Source organism: Streptomyces sp. NPDC038280, from assembly GCF_055600045.1.
In genome coordinates, this window is record NZ_JBVJYZ010000013.1 from 194260 (window position 1) to 209605 (window position 15346).

The 15346-nt window shown below is 69.9% G+C and carries 14 protein-coding genes and 1 tRNA gene; 5 read left to right on the forward strand and 10 right to left on the reverse strand.

Annotated elements, in window-relative coordinates; all coding sequences use genetic code 11:
* Nucleotides 1-159: 159 nt before the first annotated feature.
* Nucleotides 160-1494 (reverse strand): ABC transporter substrate-binding protein, encoded by a 1335-nt coding sequence (locus tag ACZ7J0_RS24700; protein WP_470890737.1) that lies wholly within the window; start codon nucleotides 1492-1494, stop codon nucleotides 160-162.
* 249 nt (nucleotides 1495-1743) lie between these two features.
* On the opposite strand from ACZ7J0_RS24700, the gene ACZ7J0_RS24705 reads away from it, so the two are divergent.
* Entirely contained in the window at nucleotides 1744-2766 is a 1023-nt protein-coding gene (locus ACZ7J0_RS24705) for a LacI family DNA-binding transcriptional regulator (protein WP_470890739.1), read from the forward strand.
* Between the two features lie 484 nt (nucleotides 2767-3250).
* On the forward strand, nucleotides 3251-3469 hold the full coding sequence (locus ACZ7J0_RS24710) for a helix-turn-helix domain-containing protein (protein WP_470890741.1): 219 nt from the start codon (nucleotides 3251-3253) through the stop codon (nucleotides 3467-3469).
* Nucleotides 3470-3527: 58 nt separating this feature from the next.
* Here ACZ7J0_RS24710 and ACZ7J0_RS24715 read toward each other — a convergent pair whose 3' ends face one another.
* The 7 genes from ACZ7J0_RS24715 to ACZ7J0_RS24745 all read right to left on the reverse strand — a co-directional run bounded on the left by ACZ7J0_RS24715 (nucleotide 3528) and on the right by ACZ7J0_RS24745 (nucleotide 9071).
* Complete coding sequence (locus tag ACZ7J0_RS24715; RefSeq protein WP_470890743.1) at nucleotides 3528-4004, reverse strand: DUF6415 family natural product biosynthesis protein; 477 nt, start codon at nucleotides 4002-4004, stop codon at nucleotides 3528-3530.
* 118 nt (nucleotides 4005-4122) lie between these two features.
* Nucleotides 4123-5346, reverse strand: a complete 1224-nt coding sequence (locus ACZ7J0_RS24720) for a helix-turn-helix domain-containing protein (protein WP_470890745.1) — start codon at nucleotides 5344-5346, stop codon at nucleotides 4123-4125.
* A 119-nt stretch (nucleotides 5347-5465) separates the two neighbouring features.
* On the reverse strand, nucleotides 5466-5918 hold the full coding sequence (locus ACZ7J0_RS24725) for a hypothetical protein (RefSeq protein WP_470890747.1): 453 nt from the start codon (nucleotides 5916-5918) through the stop codon (nucleotides 5466-5468).
* 345 nt (nucleotides 5919-6263) lie between these two features.
* Nucleotides 6264-6336, reverse strand: a tRNA-His gene (locus ACZ7J0_RS24730).
* A gap of 91 nt (nucleotides 6337-6427) precedes the next feature.
* Nucleotides 6428-7030 (reverse strand): oligoribonuclease, encoded by a 603-nt coding sequence (orn, locus tag ACZ7J0_RS24735; protein WP_469118734.1) that lies wholly within the window; start codon nucleotides 7028-7030, stop codon nucleotides 6428-6430.
* 99 nt (nucleotides 7031-7129) lie between these two features.
* Nucleotides 7130-8338 carry a helix-turn-helix domain-containing protein gene (locus tag ACZ7J0_RS24740; protein ID WP_470890748.1) on the reverse strand — a complete coding sequence of 403 codons (1209 nt, stop codon included), beginning with the start codon at nucleotides 8336-8338 and terminating at the stop codon, nucleotides 7130-7132.
* Between the two features lie 352 nt (nucleotides 8339-8690).
* Nucleotides 8691-9071: a hypothetical protein gene (locus ACZ7J0_RS24745; RefSeq protein ID WP_470890750.1), complete on the reverse strand. Its 381-nt coding sequence runs from the start codon at nucleotides 9069-9071 to the stop codon at nucleotides 8691-8693.
* Between the two features lie 393 nt (nucleotides 9072-9464).
* Between ACZ7J0_RS24745 and ACZ7J0_RS24750 the strand changes: the two genes are divergently transcribed.
* Both ACZ7J0_RS24750 and ACZ7J0_RS24755 read left to right on the forward strand, forming a co-directional pair.
* Nucleotides 9465-9986, forward strand: coding sequence for a universal stress protein (locus tag ACZ7J0_RS24750; RefSeq protein ID WP_469118731.1), 522 nt, complete (start codon nucleotides 9465-9467; stop codon nucleotides 9984-9986).
* A gap of 304 nt (nucleotides 9987-10290) precedes the next feature.
* On the forward strand, nucleotides 10291-10857 hold the full coding sequence (locus tag ACZ7J0_RS24755) for an acetate uptake transporter (protein ID WP_470890752.1): 567 nt from the start codon (nucleotides 10291-10293) through the stop codon (nucleotides 10855-10857).
* 226 nt (nucleotides 10858-11083) lie between these two features.
* Here the strand turns inward: ACZ7J0_RS24755 and glmS are convergent, their stop codons facing one another.
* Together glmS and ACZ7J0_RS24765 are read right to left on the reverse strand one after the other, a co-directional pair.
* Nucleotides 11084-12901 (reverse strand): glutamine--fructose-6-phosphate transaminase (isomerizing), encoded by a 1818-nt coding sequence (gene glmS / locus ACZ7J0_RS24760; protein ID WP_468710694.1) that lies wholly within the window; start codon nucleotides 12899-12901, stop codon nucleotides 11084-11086.
* A gap of 35 nt (nucleotides 12902-12936) precedes the next feature.
* Nucleotides 12937-13212, reverse strand: coding sequence for a hypothetical protein (locus ACZ7J0_RS24765; protein WP_470890754.1), 276 nt, complete (start codon nucleotides 13210-13212; stop codon nucleotides 12937-12939).
* A gap of 196 nt (nucleotides 13213-13408) precedes the next feature.
* Between ACZ7J0_RS24765 and ACZ7J0_RS24770 the strand changes: the two genes are divergently transcribed.
* On the forward strand, nucleotides 13409-15022 hold the full coding sequence (locus tag ACZ7J0_RS24770; RefSeq protein ID WP_470890756.1) for a beta-N-acetylhexosaminidase: 1614 nt from the start codon (nucleotides 13409-13411) through the stop codon (nucleotides 15020-15022).
* The last annotated feature ends 324 nt before the right edge of the window (nucleotides 15023-15346 follow it).

Genomic DNA, 15346 nt, shown 5'->3' on the forward strand with positions numbered 1-15346 from the left:
GGATCAGGCTCCTGGGTTCCCGGTCATGGGGTTCCCAGGCGCTGGATCGCGGGTCAGTGGTTCTCCGGTCACCGGGTCCCGGGTCACCGGGGCGCGGGTCGTTGGGCCTCGTGTCCTTCGGTCCGGGGTCGTTGGGCGGCGCCGGCCGCCGGACGCCGCTCACTGGTCCAGCGCGTTGTCGATCGCCTTCACCGCGGCGTTCCAGCCCTCCTCCGGGGACCTGCCCTTCTGGTCGACCTGGAGCATGCCGACGTCCGCCAGGTTCTGAGCGATGACCAGGTCCTTGGGGCCGACGACGGTCACCGGGATGCCCTCGGCGGCCTTCGAGAAGATCCGGCCGATCGGCGCGTTGCCGAAGTACGCGTGCTGGGCGCCGGAGACGGCCGGCAGGCCGTAGGCGGCGGACGCGCTCGGGAAGCTCCCGCGCGCCGCGAAGAGCTTCGCCTGCTGTTCGGGCGCCGTCAGCCAGGCCGCGAGCTTCGCCGCCTCCGCCTTGTTCTTCCCGGCCGAGGGGACCACGAGGAAGGAGCCGCCCCAGTTGCTGGGCCGGGGAGCGGACGCCACGTCCCACTTGTCCTTGCCGGCCGGCCCCGTCTTGTCCTGGATGTAGCCGAGCATCCAGGCCGGGCAGGAGACGGTGGCGAAGGTCGCGTTCGCGTAGCCCTGGTCCCACGCCGGGGTGAACTGCTGGAGCTTTCCGGTCAGCCCCTCGGTGGCGAAGGAGGCCGCGATGTTCCAGGCCTGCTTCACGGCGGGATTGGTCTTGTAGACGACCGTGCCGTCCTCGTCGTAGAACCGCCGTGCGCTGCTTCCGGTGATCGCCGCCATCACTCCGGACGCGGAGTCCACGAACGCCGTGCCCTTGGGGGCCTTCTCCCGGTAGCGCTTGCCCGCGTCGAGATACTTCGTCCAGTCGCCCGCCCACAGCTTGCCGACCGCCTCCCGGTCGGTGGGCAGCCCCGCCTTGGCGAAGAGGTCCTTGCGATAGCAGATGCCCTGGGGGCCGATGTCGGTGCCGAGGCCGACGGTCCTGCCGTCCCTGGTGGTGGCCTGAGCCCACTTCCACGGAAGGAAGCCGTCCTTCCGCACTCCCTCGGCCTTGGAGAGGTCCTCCAGCTTGCCGGCCTGGGTGGCGGTGATCTCGGCGATGTTGTTGACCTCGACGGCCTGGATGTCGGCGAGGCCGCTGCCGCTGCCGAGATGGGTGAGCAGCTGCGGGTAGTAGTTCTCGTTGCGCTCGATGGAGGTCTGCTTGATCACGACGTTCTTGTGGAGCTTCATGTACGCGTCGTAGAGGCCGGCCTCCTTGAGGCCGAAGGCACCGAAGACGCCGACGGTGAGAGTGACCTTTCCGGTGCTGTCGCCGCTTCCCTGCGAAGCCCGCGCGGAGGTGTCGTCCGCGTCCTCGGCGCAGCCGGCCAGCAGCCCGGCGCCGAGTGCCGCGACGACTGCGATGACCACCCCCGGGCGTGCTGTGCGGGTACGTGTGCGCATCGCGTCCTCCTAGGACCGAACGTGCGGATTCCTTATGGGCAAGGTGGTATGGGAGCGCTCCCACGCCATCTGCCGGAAGGGTGCTGTCTGGCGGAGGGACTGTCAAGGCAAGCGGACGGATTCGTTGCGCGGCGGCCGGCCCGGGTCAACCCCGTGCTGCCGGGCGCCGGTTGGTGTCACTTCCTGAAAAGCGGTCGCAGCCTCTACGTTTGGCCGGACCATCACCACATCCGACGGGAGGCCGAGGCGATGAGCGGACGGCGCACCGGCATGCCCACGCTGGAGGAGGTCGCGATCAGGGCGGGGGTCGGCCGCGGCACGGTCTCCCGCGTGATCAACGGCTCTCCGAGGGTGAGCGCACACGCGAGAGCCGCCGTGGAGCGGGCCGTCGCCGAGCTGGGGTACGTGCCGAACCGGGCGGCCCGGGCGCTCGCCGGCAGCCGCACGGACGCCATCGCGCTGGTCGTCCCCGAGACCGAGGCCCGGCTCTTCGCCGAGCCGTACTTCCTGGACATCATCCGTGGTGTCGCGGCCGAACTCTCCGACGCGGACAAGCAGTTGTTGCTGACGCTGATCCGCACGGAGAAGGAGCGCCGGCGGTTCGCGCAGTATCTCGCCGCCCACCGCGTCGACGGCGTGCTGCTGGTCTCGGTCCACGCCGACGATCCGTTGCCGGACCTGGTGGAGGAGCTCCGGCTGCCCGCCGTGCTCAATGGCCGCCGGTCGGAGACGGAGAGGCTGGCCTACGTCGACTCGGACAACACGGGTGCGGGCCGCTCGGCCGTGGACCATCTGGCCGGGCGGGGCCGGCGGAGCATCGCCACGATCACGGGGCCGACCGACATGTACGCCGCCCGCTGCCGTCTCGACGGCTACCGCAGGGGCGTCGAAGCGGCGGGCCTGGCGCCGGACGACGGTCTGGTCGCGGTGGCGGACTTCACGGAGGAGGGCGGCCGCCGGGCCATGCGCGAGCTGCTCGCCCGCCGTCCCCGCCTGGACGCCGTCTTCGCGGCGTCCGACGTGATGGCCGCGGGAGCCCGCTCGGTGCTGCGCGAGGCGGGCCGCCGGGTCCCCGACGACGTGGCCGTGGTCGGTGTCGACGACTCCGCGGTGGCCCGCCACATGGATCCGCCGCTGACCAGCGTCCGCCAGCCGATCGAGGAGATGGGCCGCACCATGGCCCGCACTCTCCTCCAGGAGATCGGATCGCGCTCGGCCCTCCCGCCGCAGCGGGTGCTGCCGACGGAACTGGTGGTGCGGGAGTCGTCCTGAGCTCCTGCGGAGGTCGCGGATGGCCCGGGAAACGACCGATGCCCCGGTTCCGAAGAACCGGGGCATCGACCCGAAGGGTGAGTAACGGGACTCGAACCAGTTTTGTTACCCACTTTTGACCTGCGGTGATGCTGAAAACCCACTCAAATCGGGACCGTTCGATACCAGTGCGAGCCACTCGGGGGCGCCGAAAGGTGGTCCGTTTGGCCATGGCCACACGGGCAGAGGAGATCATCCGGGCATCGCTGGGAGTGAGTAGCAAATGCCCTGACCGCGATGGGTACATGGCAACGCCCCCGCCCGTGAGGGTGGGGGCGCGCCTGGCGTCTCCCGAAGCCTGGGGGGCTGGACTGGAAGCGCCGTTTGTGGAGTGGGGGGTTCCGCATTCTTACCCCACCACTTCAAGATCACGCAATGTATCGTCAACAGCACAGTGATTTGATCTTGATCCCGCGAGCGTGGACAGGTGCCACGCCCGACCGAAATGCCCGAGTGGGTTGCCGCCCGTCGGCGACAGATCGGCGACCAGATCCGCGCCGCGCGTCTCCAGGCGAACCTCACGCAAGAGGCTGTGGCGAACCGGGTGGGTATGGAGCGGCCGAACTACGTCCGCATCGAGCAGGGCCAGTCATCCGCCACCCTCGACACGCTGATCCTCATTGCCGACGCCATCGGCGTACCGCTCGCCCAGCTTGTGAGGTAGCCCCGGCCGAGCATGGCGGCGACGATCAGGCAGTACGCCGCCTGGCGCTGCCATTCGCTCACCAGGCGTCGGGGCGGCTGAGCACGGGCGGGAGTGGGGGAAGCCCGGGCCGGGCGACGAACGCGGCCTCGCGCTGCTGAGCGCGGTGTCCCTGGATCTCCCGGAGCATGTCCCGCGCGGCTTGCGCGAGGTGGTGGGCGTGGGACCAGTTGCCCAGAGGGCCGTCCGCGGGCCCATCGTGGGCGAGCGTCTCCCACGTCTCCAGCGCGGTCAGGCCACGCACGGTCCGGCGGCGTTCGGGAATCTCGGTGACGCCGGTTGCCAGCGTGGCGCACGTGGTCAGCAGCTGGTCGATCAGGTACGCGAGCGGCTGGGCGCCGGGGTGGGCGCGCATCTTCATGGCCCGGGCGATGACGTGCTCCGCGTCGTCCTCGACACGCGCCTCTATGGCGTCGGCGGCCTGGGCGAGGAGCGGCCCGAGGGGCACCTCTACGGTGTGCTCATCCGGCCGGTCGTGCCGCTCTGCTTCCTGCATGACCCCGCTCCCTACCGTCGTGACCTGCGGTACCAACGACGGTAGGGCCAGGGTTATCTGACGGAGGGTAGGGTTCTTACCCCCTTGCGCAGGGGTAGGGTTCCTACCCCTTCCGTGATCACACGGCTACACCCAGTTCCAGTGCCAGATCGTGCGCGTCAGCGCGGACCATTCGAGGCCCGGTCTTGGCAAGCTCCGGCAGGACCATGCGGGTGTGCATGTTGTAGCGGATCGTCTCGGGGGACTCGCGGTGCGCCTTCTGCAACAGGGCCACCGCCGCTACGCCCTCATCCTGCATGCCGTACGCGCGAGCCGTCTCAATCAGGTGGTACGAGCGGCGGGTAGCCGACGGCACCTTGTCCAGGTCCAGAGCCCCTGCGACCTCCAGCGCGCGGCCAGGCTGCATGAGGTCGTTGTGCATCGTGAGCGCGTAGGCGTCAACGATGCCCTGCCCGAAGATGAGCCAAGGGTGAGCGTAGTCCTCACCCAGGCGGCGGGCGGCGTCGTTAGCGCGGTCCCAGTATTGCCACGCCTGGCCCGCGCGCCCCACCTTCGCGAAGGAGAGTGCGACCGCGAGTTGGAGCAGGCCCCATCGGGCAATGTCCTCCGCGTCGTCCTGGCGCAGTAGCGCGGCGGCCTGCTCGGCGAGTTCCACCCGAGCGTCGGCGGCCTCGTTGGCGTCGCGGTAGACGTGGTTCATGTACCAGGCCGCGCCCGCGATGGCGCGCGGACTGTCAGCGTCCTGGGCGGCGGTCATGGACCGGTCGCCGGTAAGCATCACAAGGTCCGGCTCCGGTTGGAAGCTGAGGAAGAGCTGTGTCAGGTGATAGGTCTGCCCCTGTGAGATCAGGGCGCGTCGTCGCGCGTTCCCCTCGAGGGCTCGGGCGGAGTGCTGGGTGTCTGAGAGAAGGTCTGGAAGGAGCGTGGCGACGCGGGAGCGATGGTCCCCGGGGCCGTGCCACAGCTTCCACGCCTGCCGCACACGAGCGGCGAGGACTTCGGCGGACTCTGGCTCGGCGTCCGACGGGCTCAGTCGGTAGGTGGTCAGGGCGCGCTTGACCGCGGGCAGGTCTGTGTGGGCGGCCTTGGTGTACGCGGCGGCGGCGATGCGGTCGTCGCCGGTGAGATCGGCGATGTCGCACTCGTAGACGGTGGCGAGTCGAATGAGCATGGGCAGACGGGGCATTCCGATCGTTCCGGTCTCGATTCCCTTGACCCACTCTGTGGACCGGCCCATGAGGCCGCCGGCGACTGGCCGTGTGAGCCCGGCTCGGTCCCTGGCTGTACGGGCGCGCTGGGCGAATGTCTGCTGGGCCGGTGCGGTGTCGTGCTGCTCGGGCATACTGGACTCCGTTCCGTTCTGACCTCAACACTCAGAACGCTACTCCCCCCCAGCGAAGGGGAAATGACGAAAGCGCCCCCTGCCCGGCCCGAAGGCCAGGCAGGGGGCGTTGTGCTTGGTCAGGAGACGCCGTACCACTGCGATCCCCAGCCCGTGTTGATCGTGCTGGTCGACTGATTCGCCATGGTGATGGAGGTAGGCAAAGCCGTTTGGCCGGTCAGAAGGTTGGAGTAGCGGAGGCCGGGTGGCGCGAGCCCGGCATTGACTGAGATGCCGGCGCCGGTTGCCTTGAAGTGCAAGACGTTGGTGAACCAGGTGCCGTTCAGGAGCATCGCGATCCAGTAGAAGCCCGGGGCCGCTGCGAACGGTGTGACCAACGGGAACGGCTTCGCCACCGCGCCCGTCATGAGCGAGGACGAGATGTCCGCCGTAACGCCGAGCCGGGCACCGGCACTGTCGTACACGCCCAGGTAGCAGTTCGACAGCACGGCGGCCGCGTCGATCCCGGACAAGCCGAGCCAGATGTTCGACCACGTGATCTGCTGCCTGATCGGAATCCGTACGAGCGTCACCCGGCCGGTGACCCCGCCAACGGACTGGGCGGTGACGTGCCCGGCGTCGTTCGGATCGCCTGTCCAGGCGAGGAGGTAAGGACCGCCGCCGCGTGCTCGGCGGAATCATCTGCGGAACGGTGATGGCCGCGCTGCCGGCATCGCGGCTCCCACGACCCGCCCCGTCCGCCTTCAAGCCAGCGGACTTGGTAGGTCGCGGAGCCGTCCTTCTTCTCACGCTTCCTGATGCTCGCCATGGCGGGACTGTACGGCCGTTCTGACGCCCGGGTTTGGCCACGGTTTGGCCAAAAACGAAAAGAGATCAGCCCCTGACCTGTTTTCCCAGGTCAGGGGCTGATCGTTCAGGGTGAGTAACGGGACTCGAACCCGCGACATCCTGGACCACAACCAGGTGCTCTACCAGCTGAGCTATACCCACCACGACCGGTCTTTTTCCTGACCGGCCGAGAAAAAGTGTACAGGGTCCGAGAGGGTGCTCGCGCCCGCATTGACGCGGGCGCGAGGGGGCCTCACTCGGTCGGCAGGACGTGCCGGGCCGCGATTCCCTTCGCGGTCTCCGAGTCGGGGCCGGGCTGCGGCACGAAGATCGCCTCGCGGTAGTAGCGCAGCTCGGCGATGGATTCGCGGATGTCGGCCAGCGCCCGGTGGTTGCCGTTCTTCTCCGGACTGTTGAAGTACGCCCTCGGGTACCAGCGGCGGGCCAGCTCCTTGACCGAGGAGACATCGACGATCCGGTAGTGGAGGTACTCCTCCAGCGCCGGCATGTCCCGGGTGAGGAAGCCGCGGTCGGTGCCGACCGAGTTCCCGCACAGCGGGGCCTTGCCGGGCTCCTTGACGTGTTCACGTACGTACGCCAGGACCTGGGCCTCGGCGTCGGCGAGCGTGGTGCCTCCCGCCAGTACGTCGAGGAGGCCCGAGGCGGTGTGCATCTGGCGCACCACGTCGGGCATCGTTTCCAGTGCTCGCTCCGGCGGGCGGATCACGATGTCCACGCCTTCGCCGAGCACGTTCAGGTCCGAGTCGGTGACCAGTGCGGCCACCTCGATGAGTGCGTCGTCCGTCAGCGAGAGCCCGGTCATCTCGCAGTCGATCCACACCATGCGGTCGTTCATGCGTCCTACCTTAGGCCGACCGGCGGCCGGGGGCGCCGCCCCCGACCGCCGGTTCATCTCACGCCGGACCCGCGCCCGGCCCGATCCACAGGACAGGCCCTATGTCGCGCTCCGCTGGCCGGGCAGGCCCGACCGGCCGGAGGCGTACAGGTCCGCGTGCGCCTTGCCCGGCTCCGAGGACGTCAGGACGCCCCCGCCCGGGCCCGCCGGGAGTGCCGCGGCCGCCCGCCTCGCCGCGGGCGAGACCTGCGGCGGCACGATCGGCTCCGTGAGCCCCGAACCGGTGGGCTCGCCCTGCGGGCGCCGGGCCCGGTAGGCGGCCCGGTAGGCCGCGGGCGAGGAGCCCAGCTGGCGCCGGAAGTGCCCGCGCAGCGCGACGGGGGAGCGGAAGCCGCACCGGCCCGCCACCTCGTCCACCGAGTAGTCGGACGTCTCCAGGAGCCGCTGCGCCTGCAGCACCCGCTGGGTGATCAGCCACTGGAGCGGGGCGGATCCCGTCAGCGAGCGGAAGCGGCGGTCGAACGTGCGCCGGGACATGTACGCGCGCGCGGCCAGGGTCTCCACGTCGAACTGCTCGTGGAGGTGCTCCAGCGCCCAGGCGACGACCTCGGCCAGCGGGTCGGCGCCGATCTCCTCCGGTAAAGATCTGTCGAGATAGCGCTCCTGACCGCCACTGCGCCGCGGCGGGACGACCAGCCGACGCGCCAGGGCGCCCGCGGCCTCCGTGCCGTGGTCGGTCCGCACGATGTGCAGACAGAGATCGATTCCGGCCGCGGTGCCGGCGGAGGTCAGCACGTCCCCGTCGTCGACGAAGAGCTCCCGCGGGTCCACATGGACCGACGGATAGCGCTTGGCGAGCGTCGGCGCGTACATCCAGTGCGTCGTCGCCGGCCGGCCGTCGAGCAGCCCCGCGGCGGCGAGCACGAACGCGCCGGTGCACAGCCCGACGATGCGGGCGCCCTCTTCATGCGCCCGGCGCAGCGCGTCGAGCGCCTCCGGCGGTGGCGGTGAGGTGATCGACCGCCAGGCCGGTACGACGACGGTGCCGGCGCGGCCGATCGCCTCGAGGCCGTACGGCGCGGTGAGTTCGAGGCCCCCTGTGGTCCGCAGCGGGCCCTCTTCACCGGCGCACACCAGCAGCCGATAGCGCGGAACTCCCGCGTCCTGTCGGTCGATTCCGAACACCGAGAGCGGGATGGAGCTCTCGAAAATGGGGCCACCGCTGAACAGCAGCACTGCGACGACTTCGCGACGGCGGCGTCCGGACAATTTCCGGACGGCCTCCGGTGCGGCGGAGTCCTGGCTCATGACGCTAAGCCCCCCTCGGTGTTCGCGTCTCCCTGGTCCTGTCGCTCCTGCACGTTTCCCCTCGGTTTTGCACGAGACCCCAGTCTTCGATACTCATGATCGAATCTACTGCGTCCGATGGCGCCGGCGTGACAAGTTCAGCAACCGGCACATTGTCGACAAGGCAACTTGGCGCGAAGCATTCGATCACGAAGCGTTCCACTCCCGGGGCGCCCAGGGAAGTGGGCGTTTCGCTCATGGCCCGTCCCCGTAGGGTGCGAAGGACCGCCTCAGGGCTTTCTTGCCTGGTCGCACGGGGGTTGACGGGCCGTTTCGGCAAGGACGCGCCGATGTCTTGAACTTGGCTGAAAACCTACGGGTGCGTGTGTACGAAGCTGTCAGTCTCCCGACGCGCTCCGGGGGCGTTTCCGGTGCCGTGGCGCGCTCCCCGCCGCGCCCCGGGTGCCGTACGGGAGTGCCGGGTGCGCGGCCCGGGCGGTTCGGCGGGCCCGGCCGGTGGGCCGGCGAGCAGCCGCGCCGACCCGCGCTCGGAGCGGCGCAGCAGAAGCCGGCAGACCATGGTCACGGCGGCGAGGCCGAGTGCCGTCACGGTCGCCCCGCCGACGGAGGTCCCGTAGACGACGAGGACGACCGGGACCACTCCGCAGCTGAACGCTCCCCAGCGCACGACGTCACCCGCCGACTCGGACGCGGCGTACGCGGGCGTGGACGGGACGGTCGGTGATGCGGGCACGGGGGCGTCTCCCTGGGTAGTGACCTGGTTCGGTTCGGTGCGCGGGCCATGGCCAACGAGGGGTGAAACGTTCCGGTCACTGAGCGGGCGGCCGTTTGGTCCTTCTTGCTGCCGTACGACACCTATTCATCCGGTATCTGTACCGTGCCGGGGTGCCCTACCCCTGCGGTATCCCCTCATGAGCCCCGTGGGGACGCCTGTAGGGCACAAGCGGCATTGCCATACCGGGCGGGCTCGTGCATGCTCCCTGGGACGCCCTGTGCGGGCGAGGAGTGCCGCCGTACCCTCGGGGGTATGGGGTTGGGAAGACGATTCCCGGACACCGCTCCGCCGCCAACCGCTGTTCTGCCCTTCCTTTCCCTTCCCACGAGGATCTTCTTCGCCGAGACACCGATGGCCGGTCACGAATTCTTCGAACCCGCGGACCGCAGGCAGGTCGCCGATCCCACGGTCGACCCCCTCGCGGCGGAACAGACACGTCACTCCTGCGATCCGGCGTTCCGGCACGGGGTGGTCGTCGGCTTCGACGGCTCGACGTCCAGTGAGCGCGCCCTCGCCTATGCCATCGGCATGGCCCGCAGGTCCGGCTCCGGCCTGATCATCGTGCATGTGGCCAATCGACTTCCCACCACTGTGTGGGCGGGCTGTGAGCCGCCGGTCTTCGTCGACGTCCCGGATCACCGCACGGAGGTCCTCGGGCTCGAACTGGCCTGCGCGGACTATCTCGCCGAGGTGCCGTGGATCCTCGTGGAGCGTGGCGGCGACATCTGTCATGAGCTGGAGGAGGTCGGCCGGGAGTACTCGGCCGACGCGATCGTGGTCGGCTCCACGCACGGGATCGTCGGCCGGATCTTCGGCTCGGTGGCCGGACGGCTCGCGCGGCGCGCGAAGCGCCCGGTCGTCGTCATTCCGTAGCACCCGGCGTTCCGTGGGGCGCCCCGGGTCCCGTAGAGCCCCGGTCCCTGAGAGCTCCGCCTTCCGTGAAGCCGCCCCGCGCGCGTCGTCACACGCGTCCCGTAATCCAGTGGCGGCCGTTCCGTGTCCGTCTCGTCATCCTGCGGTGGTTTGAGCGTCGTCGCAGGTGAGGGACCGTCAATTCCCTTGCCCGGCAGCGGAATCTACTCGCGCGTAGAGGTGGATTGTGCGTTTGTGAAGGGTACATAAGGGTCGCTGGGAAGCAGCACAGGAGCAGCACAACTGCAGATGAAGGGAGCCCGCCGTGGACAACGACGTCTCTACGGGGAGCACCACCTCCACCCTCGGACACCTCGCGCTCGGACTGACCCTGTTGGCATTCGGCATCGGCACCACCGGTGTCCTCGACAAAGTCGCGGCATCCGACGCCGCCGCTCTCGCGACCTGGGTCGGCGGGGTCGCGCTCTTCATAGCCGGCCTGCTGGAGTTCCGCGCGGGCAACGGCGGTACGGGTACGGCCTATTCGGGTCTCGGCGCCTTCTGGTTCACCTGGGGCACCGGCGTCGGCGCCGACGCGTCGGCCGAGGCGAGCGGACTGTTCCTGCTGCTGTGGGCGCTCCTCGCGCTCACCCTGACCGCCGCGTCGGCAGGCAGCGGAGTGTTCGGACAGGGCGTGTACGGACTGCTGTTCGTCTCGCTGCTGCTCCTCGGCGTCGGGTCCCTGGTGGACAACGGCGGGCTGGCCAAGGTCGGCGGCTGGGTCGCGGCGGTGGCGGGCCTCGCGGCCTGGTACGGCGCGACGGCGGCCGTCGCCAAGTGGCCCACGTCCCTCGGGCGGGTCGGCCGCCGCCGGGCGGCGGCCACGGGCTGAGAACGCCCGAGCGGGCCCCGAAGGGGGCTGCCGAGAAAGCCATGAGGCCGGCGCATTGGGCGGCGCCGGCCGTACGGAAAAGCGGTCCCTGTGCGTAGGTGGCACGCACAGGGACCGCTTTGTGTGTCCGGTCCGGCCCTCCGGGGACAGGCCGGAGGGCCGCTCGGCTTCCCGGGGACAGGCCGGGGAGCCACCGGAGGTCCGAATCGACCGCCGGCCGGGGGTCCTACTCGACCGTGACGGACTTCGCGAGGTTCCGCGGCTTGTCGATGTCACGGCCCATGGCCTTGGCCGTGTGGTACGCGAAGAGCTGGAGCGGGATGCCCATCAGGATCGGGTCCAGCTCGTCCTCGTTCTTCGGGACGACGATGGTGTGGTCGGCCTTCTCCTGGACCTGGTGGGCGACGGCGAGGATCCGGCCGCTGCGGGCCTTGATCTCCTCAAGCGCCGCGCGGTTCTTCTCCAGCAGGTCGTCGTCCGGCACGATCGCGACGGTCGGCAGCGCGGGCTCGATCAGCGCGAGAGGACCGTGCTTGAGCTCGGAGGCCGGGTAGGCCTCGGCGTGGATGTAGCTGATCTCCTTGAGCTTCAGCGACGCCTCGCGGGCCACCGGGTAGCCGCGCACCCGGCCGATGAACATCATCGAGTTGGCGCCGGCGTAGAGCTCGGCCAGCTTCTGGATCTCGGCCTCGTTCTCCAGCATCTCGGTGATCTGGCCCGGCAGCTTGCGCAGACCGGCGATGATCCGCTTGCCGTCGGCGACCGACAGGTCGCGGATGCGGCCGAGGTGCAGGGCGAGCAGCCCGAAGGCGACGACCGTGTTGGTGAAGCACTTGGTGGAGACGACGCAGACCTCGGGGCCGGCGTGGACGTACACGCCGCCGTCGGTCTCGCGGGCGATGGCGGAGCCCACCACGTTCACGACACCCAGGACGCGGGCGCCCTTGCGCTTGAGCTCCTGGACGGCCGCCAGCACGTCGTAGGTCTCACCGGACTGGGAGACGGCGATGTAGAGGGTGTCGGGGTCCACGACCGGGTTGCGGTAGCGGAACTCGGAGGCGGGCTCGGCGTCCGCGGGGATGCGGGCCAGCTCCTCGATCATCTGGGCGCCGATCTGGCCGGCGTGGTACGAGGTGCCGCAGCCGAGGATCTTGACCCGGCGGATGCCGCGCGCCTCGCGGGCGTCCAGGTTCAGACCGCCCAGGTGCACGGTGGAGAAGCGGTCGTCGATGCGGCCGCGCAGGACGCGGTCCACGGCGTCGGGCTGCTCCGAGATCTCCTTGTGCATGTACGTGTCGTGGCCGCCCATGTCGTACGACTCGGCCTCCCACTCCACGGTGGTCGGCGTCGCGGTCGTGCGGGAGCCCTCGGTGGTGTACGTACGGAAGTCGTCGGCCTTGAGGGTCGCCATCTCGCCGTCCTCCAGGGTGACGACCTGGCGGGTGTGGGTGACCAGGGCGGCGACGTCGGAGGCGACGAACATCTCCTTCTCGCCGATGCCGAGGACGACCGGCGAGCCGTTGCGGGCGACGACGATGCGGTCGTTGAAGTCGGCGTGCATCACCGCTAGGCCGTACGTGCCCTCGACGTGGCGGAGGGCCTCGCGGACCTTCTCCTCCAGCGTCTCGGCCTGCGAGCGGGCGATGAGGTGGGTCAGGACCTCGGTGTCGGTCTCGGAGAGGAAGACGGTCCCCTCGGCCTCGAGCTTCACGCGCAGCTCGGAGGCGTTGTCGATGATGCCGTTGTGCACGACGGCGACCTTGTTGTCGCCGGAGAGGTGCGGGTGCGCGTTCTCGTCGCTCGGGGCGCCGTGGGTGGCCCAGCGGGTGTGCGCGATGCCGGTGGTGCCGGTGAAGCGCTTGGGGACACGGGCCTCCAGGTCACGGACCCGGCCCTTGGCCTTGACCATCTTCAGGCCGGCCGACTTGGGGCTGGTGATCACCACGCCCGCGGAGTCGTAACCCCGGTACTCCAGCCGCTGCAGGCCTTCCAGCAGCAGCGGAGCCACATCACGCTTGCCGATGTAACCGACGATTCCGCACATAGAGTCTCTGCCCCTCCGAGTTCTTGGGTGTGTGCTCAGCCGTAGACGATGCGGCGCAGCTGCCGGAGCGAGAGCTCCGGGGGCGCCACGGCGCGGTGCGGCAGCTCGGCCGCGATCCGCTCGAAGATCGAGGCGTTCACGTCGCCGCCGGACTGCAGTTCGCGGTGGCGGCGGCGGACGAACTCCTCGGTCGTCTCGTCGAAGTACGCCAGCACGTCGAGCACCACCCGGGTGGCCTCACCGCGCTGGAGCGCGGTGCTGCGCACCAGGTGGTCGACGAGGTCGTCATGCGACGGGCGGCGTTCGAGCACCCGTAGATACTGAGGTGTAGTCGTCGTGCTTTGCAAGAATTCTGCCCGATTCCGGGCAGGGCCCTGGAAAGGTATGGGCCTTCGAGGGTCCGAATTGGTCTACACCCTTGACCCGCCGTGTGGCGCGCGGTACGGATGGTGACCGTTCGGTTGCGCAAGCCCACAGGTGTGACGCCCGTCGAAAGGGACCCAGCTTGTGAGACAGCACAGAACGCTCCCCCGCCTCTTCGGCTCGCTGCTGCTCCTCGCGGCGGCCGGCGTCCTCGCCCTCGGAGCCGCTCCCTCCGGCTCCGCCGCCGCTGGGGCGCCCGCCACGCGGCCCCTCGGGCAGGTCGTGCCCGCGCCGTCCGCCGTGAGCCCCGGTGGATCCCCGTACACCCTCACCGCCGCCACCCGTATCCGCGTCGACGACGACCACAGTGAGGCCCGCGCGATCGGGGGCCAACTCGCTCAGGTGCTGCGGCCCTCCACCGGCTACCCGCTGCCCGTCACCGACGACGACGGCCGGGACGGCATCCGGCTGCGGCTGAGCGGCCGGGAGAAGTCCCTGGGCGACGAGGGCTACCGGCTGGAGTCCGGGCCGCGCGGGGTGACCATCACCGCCCGCAGGCCCGCGGGCCTCTTCCACGGCGTCCAGACCCTCCGCCAGCAGCTGCCCGCGTCCGTCGAGAGGGACAGCCGCCAGCCCGGCCCCTGGACGGTCGCGGGCGGCACGATCACCGACGTCCCGCGCTTCGCCTACCGGGGCGCCATGCTCGACGTCTCCCGGCACTTCTTCACCGTCGGACAGGTCAAGCGCTACATCGACCAGCTGGCGCTCTACAAGCTCAACAAGCTGCATCTGCATCTGAGCGACGACCAGGGCTGGCGGATCGCCGTCGACTCCTGGCCCCGGCTCGCCACCCACGGCGGCTCCACCCAGGTCGGTGGCGGCCCCGGCGGCTTCTACACCAAGGCCGACTACAAGGAGATCCTGCGGTACGCCGCCTCCCGCCACCTGGAGGTCGTCCCGGAGATCGACCTGCCCGGCCACACCAACGCGGCCCTGGCCTCCTACGCCGAGCTGAACTGCGACGGCGTCGCCCCTCCCCTCTACACGGGCACCGAGGTGGGCTTCAGCTCGCTCTGCGTCCCGAAGCCGGTGACGTACGACTTCGTGGACGACGTCATCCGTGAGCTGGCGGCGCTCACCCCCGGCCGGTACCTCCACATCGGAGGCGACGAGGCGCACTCCACCAGCCACGAGGACTACACCGCCTTCATGGACAGGGTCCAGCCGATCGTCGCGAAGTACGGCAAGACCGTCATCGGCTGGCACCAGCTCACCGGGGCGACACCGGCCAAGGGCGCGCTCGCGCAGTACTGGGGTCTGGACGGCACGAGCGCGGCGGAGAAGGCGCAGGTCGCGAAGGCGGCGCAGAACGGCACCGGACTGATCCTCTCGCCCGCCGACCGGGTCTACCTCGACATGAAGTACACCAAGGACACCCCGCTGGGCCTGGCCTGGGCCGGATACGTCGAGGTGCGGAAGTCCTACGACTGGGACCCGGCGGCCTATCTGCCCGGCGCGCCCGCGTCGGCGGTCGAGGGTGTCGAGGCGCCGCTCTGGTCGGAGACCCTCTCCACCAGCGCGCACATCGAGTACATGGCCTTCCCGCGCCTGCCCGGGGTCGCGGAGCTGGGCTGGTCGCCGGCCTCCACGCACGACTGGGAGACGTACAAGGTGCGCCTGGGGGCTCAGGGGCCGAGGTTCGAGGCGCTGGGGATCGGCTTCCACCGCTCGCCGCAGGTGCCGTGGGCCGATCGGTAGGCGCCCGAGGGGGCCCGGCGGAGGACCGTACTCCGCCGGGCGCCCGGTCTAGGGAGTGTCCGGAAAGTCTTGCCTGGCGTGCGACGCCCTGCACGCACGCTCGCCGCGTTGCCGACATGCCCGAGTAGCTCCGCTACGAGGGCATTCCGGCGCCTTGCGATCGCACGCACCGGACGCCGCGCGCCCCGCCCTTCGGGCGGACGGCCATACTTTCCGGACACTCCCTAGCTGTATTGATCACGAGCGTTGTTGACAGTCGCGGGTCTTGATCATGGCGAAGACCTCCGGTGTGGTGGAGCTGTCTAGGAACACACCACGCACGGA

Coding starts and splice junctions, on each gene's coding strand:
- ACZ7J0_RS24700 (WP_470890737.1), bottom strand. CDS start 1,494: ATGCGCACACGTACCCGCACAGCACGCCCGGGGGTGGTCATCGCAGTC.
- ACZ7J0_RS24705 (WP_470890739.1), top strand. CDS start 1,744: ATGAGCGGACGGCGCACCGGCATGCCCACGCTGGAGGAGGTCGCGATC.
- ACZ7J0_RS24710 (WP_470890741.1), top strand. CDS start 3,251: ATGCCCGAGTGGGTTGCCGCCCGTCGGCGACAGATCGGCGACCAGATC.
- ACZ7J0_RS24715 (WP_470890743.1), bottom strand. CDS start 4,004: ATGCAGGAAGCAGAGCGGCACGACCGGCCGGATGAGCACACCGTAGAG.
- ACZ7J0_RS24720 (WP_470890745.1), bottom strand. CDS start 5,346: ATGCCCGAGCAGCACGACACCGCACCGGCCCAGCAGACATTCGCCCAG.
- orn (WP_469118734.1), bottom strand. CDS start 7,030: ATGAACGACCGCATGGTGTGGATCGACTGCGAGATGACCGGGCTCTCG.
- ACZ7J0_RS24740 (WP_470890748.1), bottom strand. CDS start 8,338: ATGAGCCAGGACTCCGCCGCACCGGAGGCCGTCCGGAAATTGTCCGGA.
- ACZ7J0_RS24750 (WP_469118731.1), top strand. CDS start 9,465: ATGGCCGGTCACGAATTCTTCGAACCCGCGGACCGCAGGCAGGTCGCC.
- glmS (WP_468710694.1), bottom strand. CDS start 12,901: ATGTGCGGAATCGTCGGTTACATCGGCAAGCGTGATGTGGCTCCGCTG.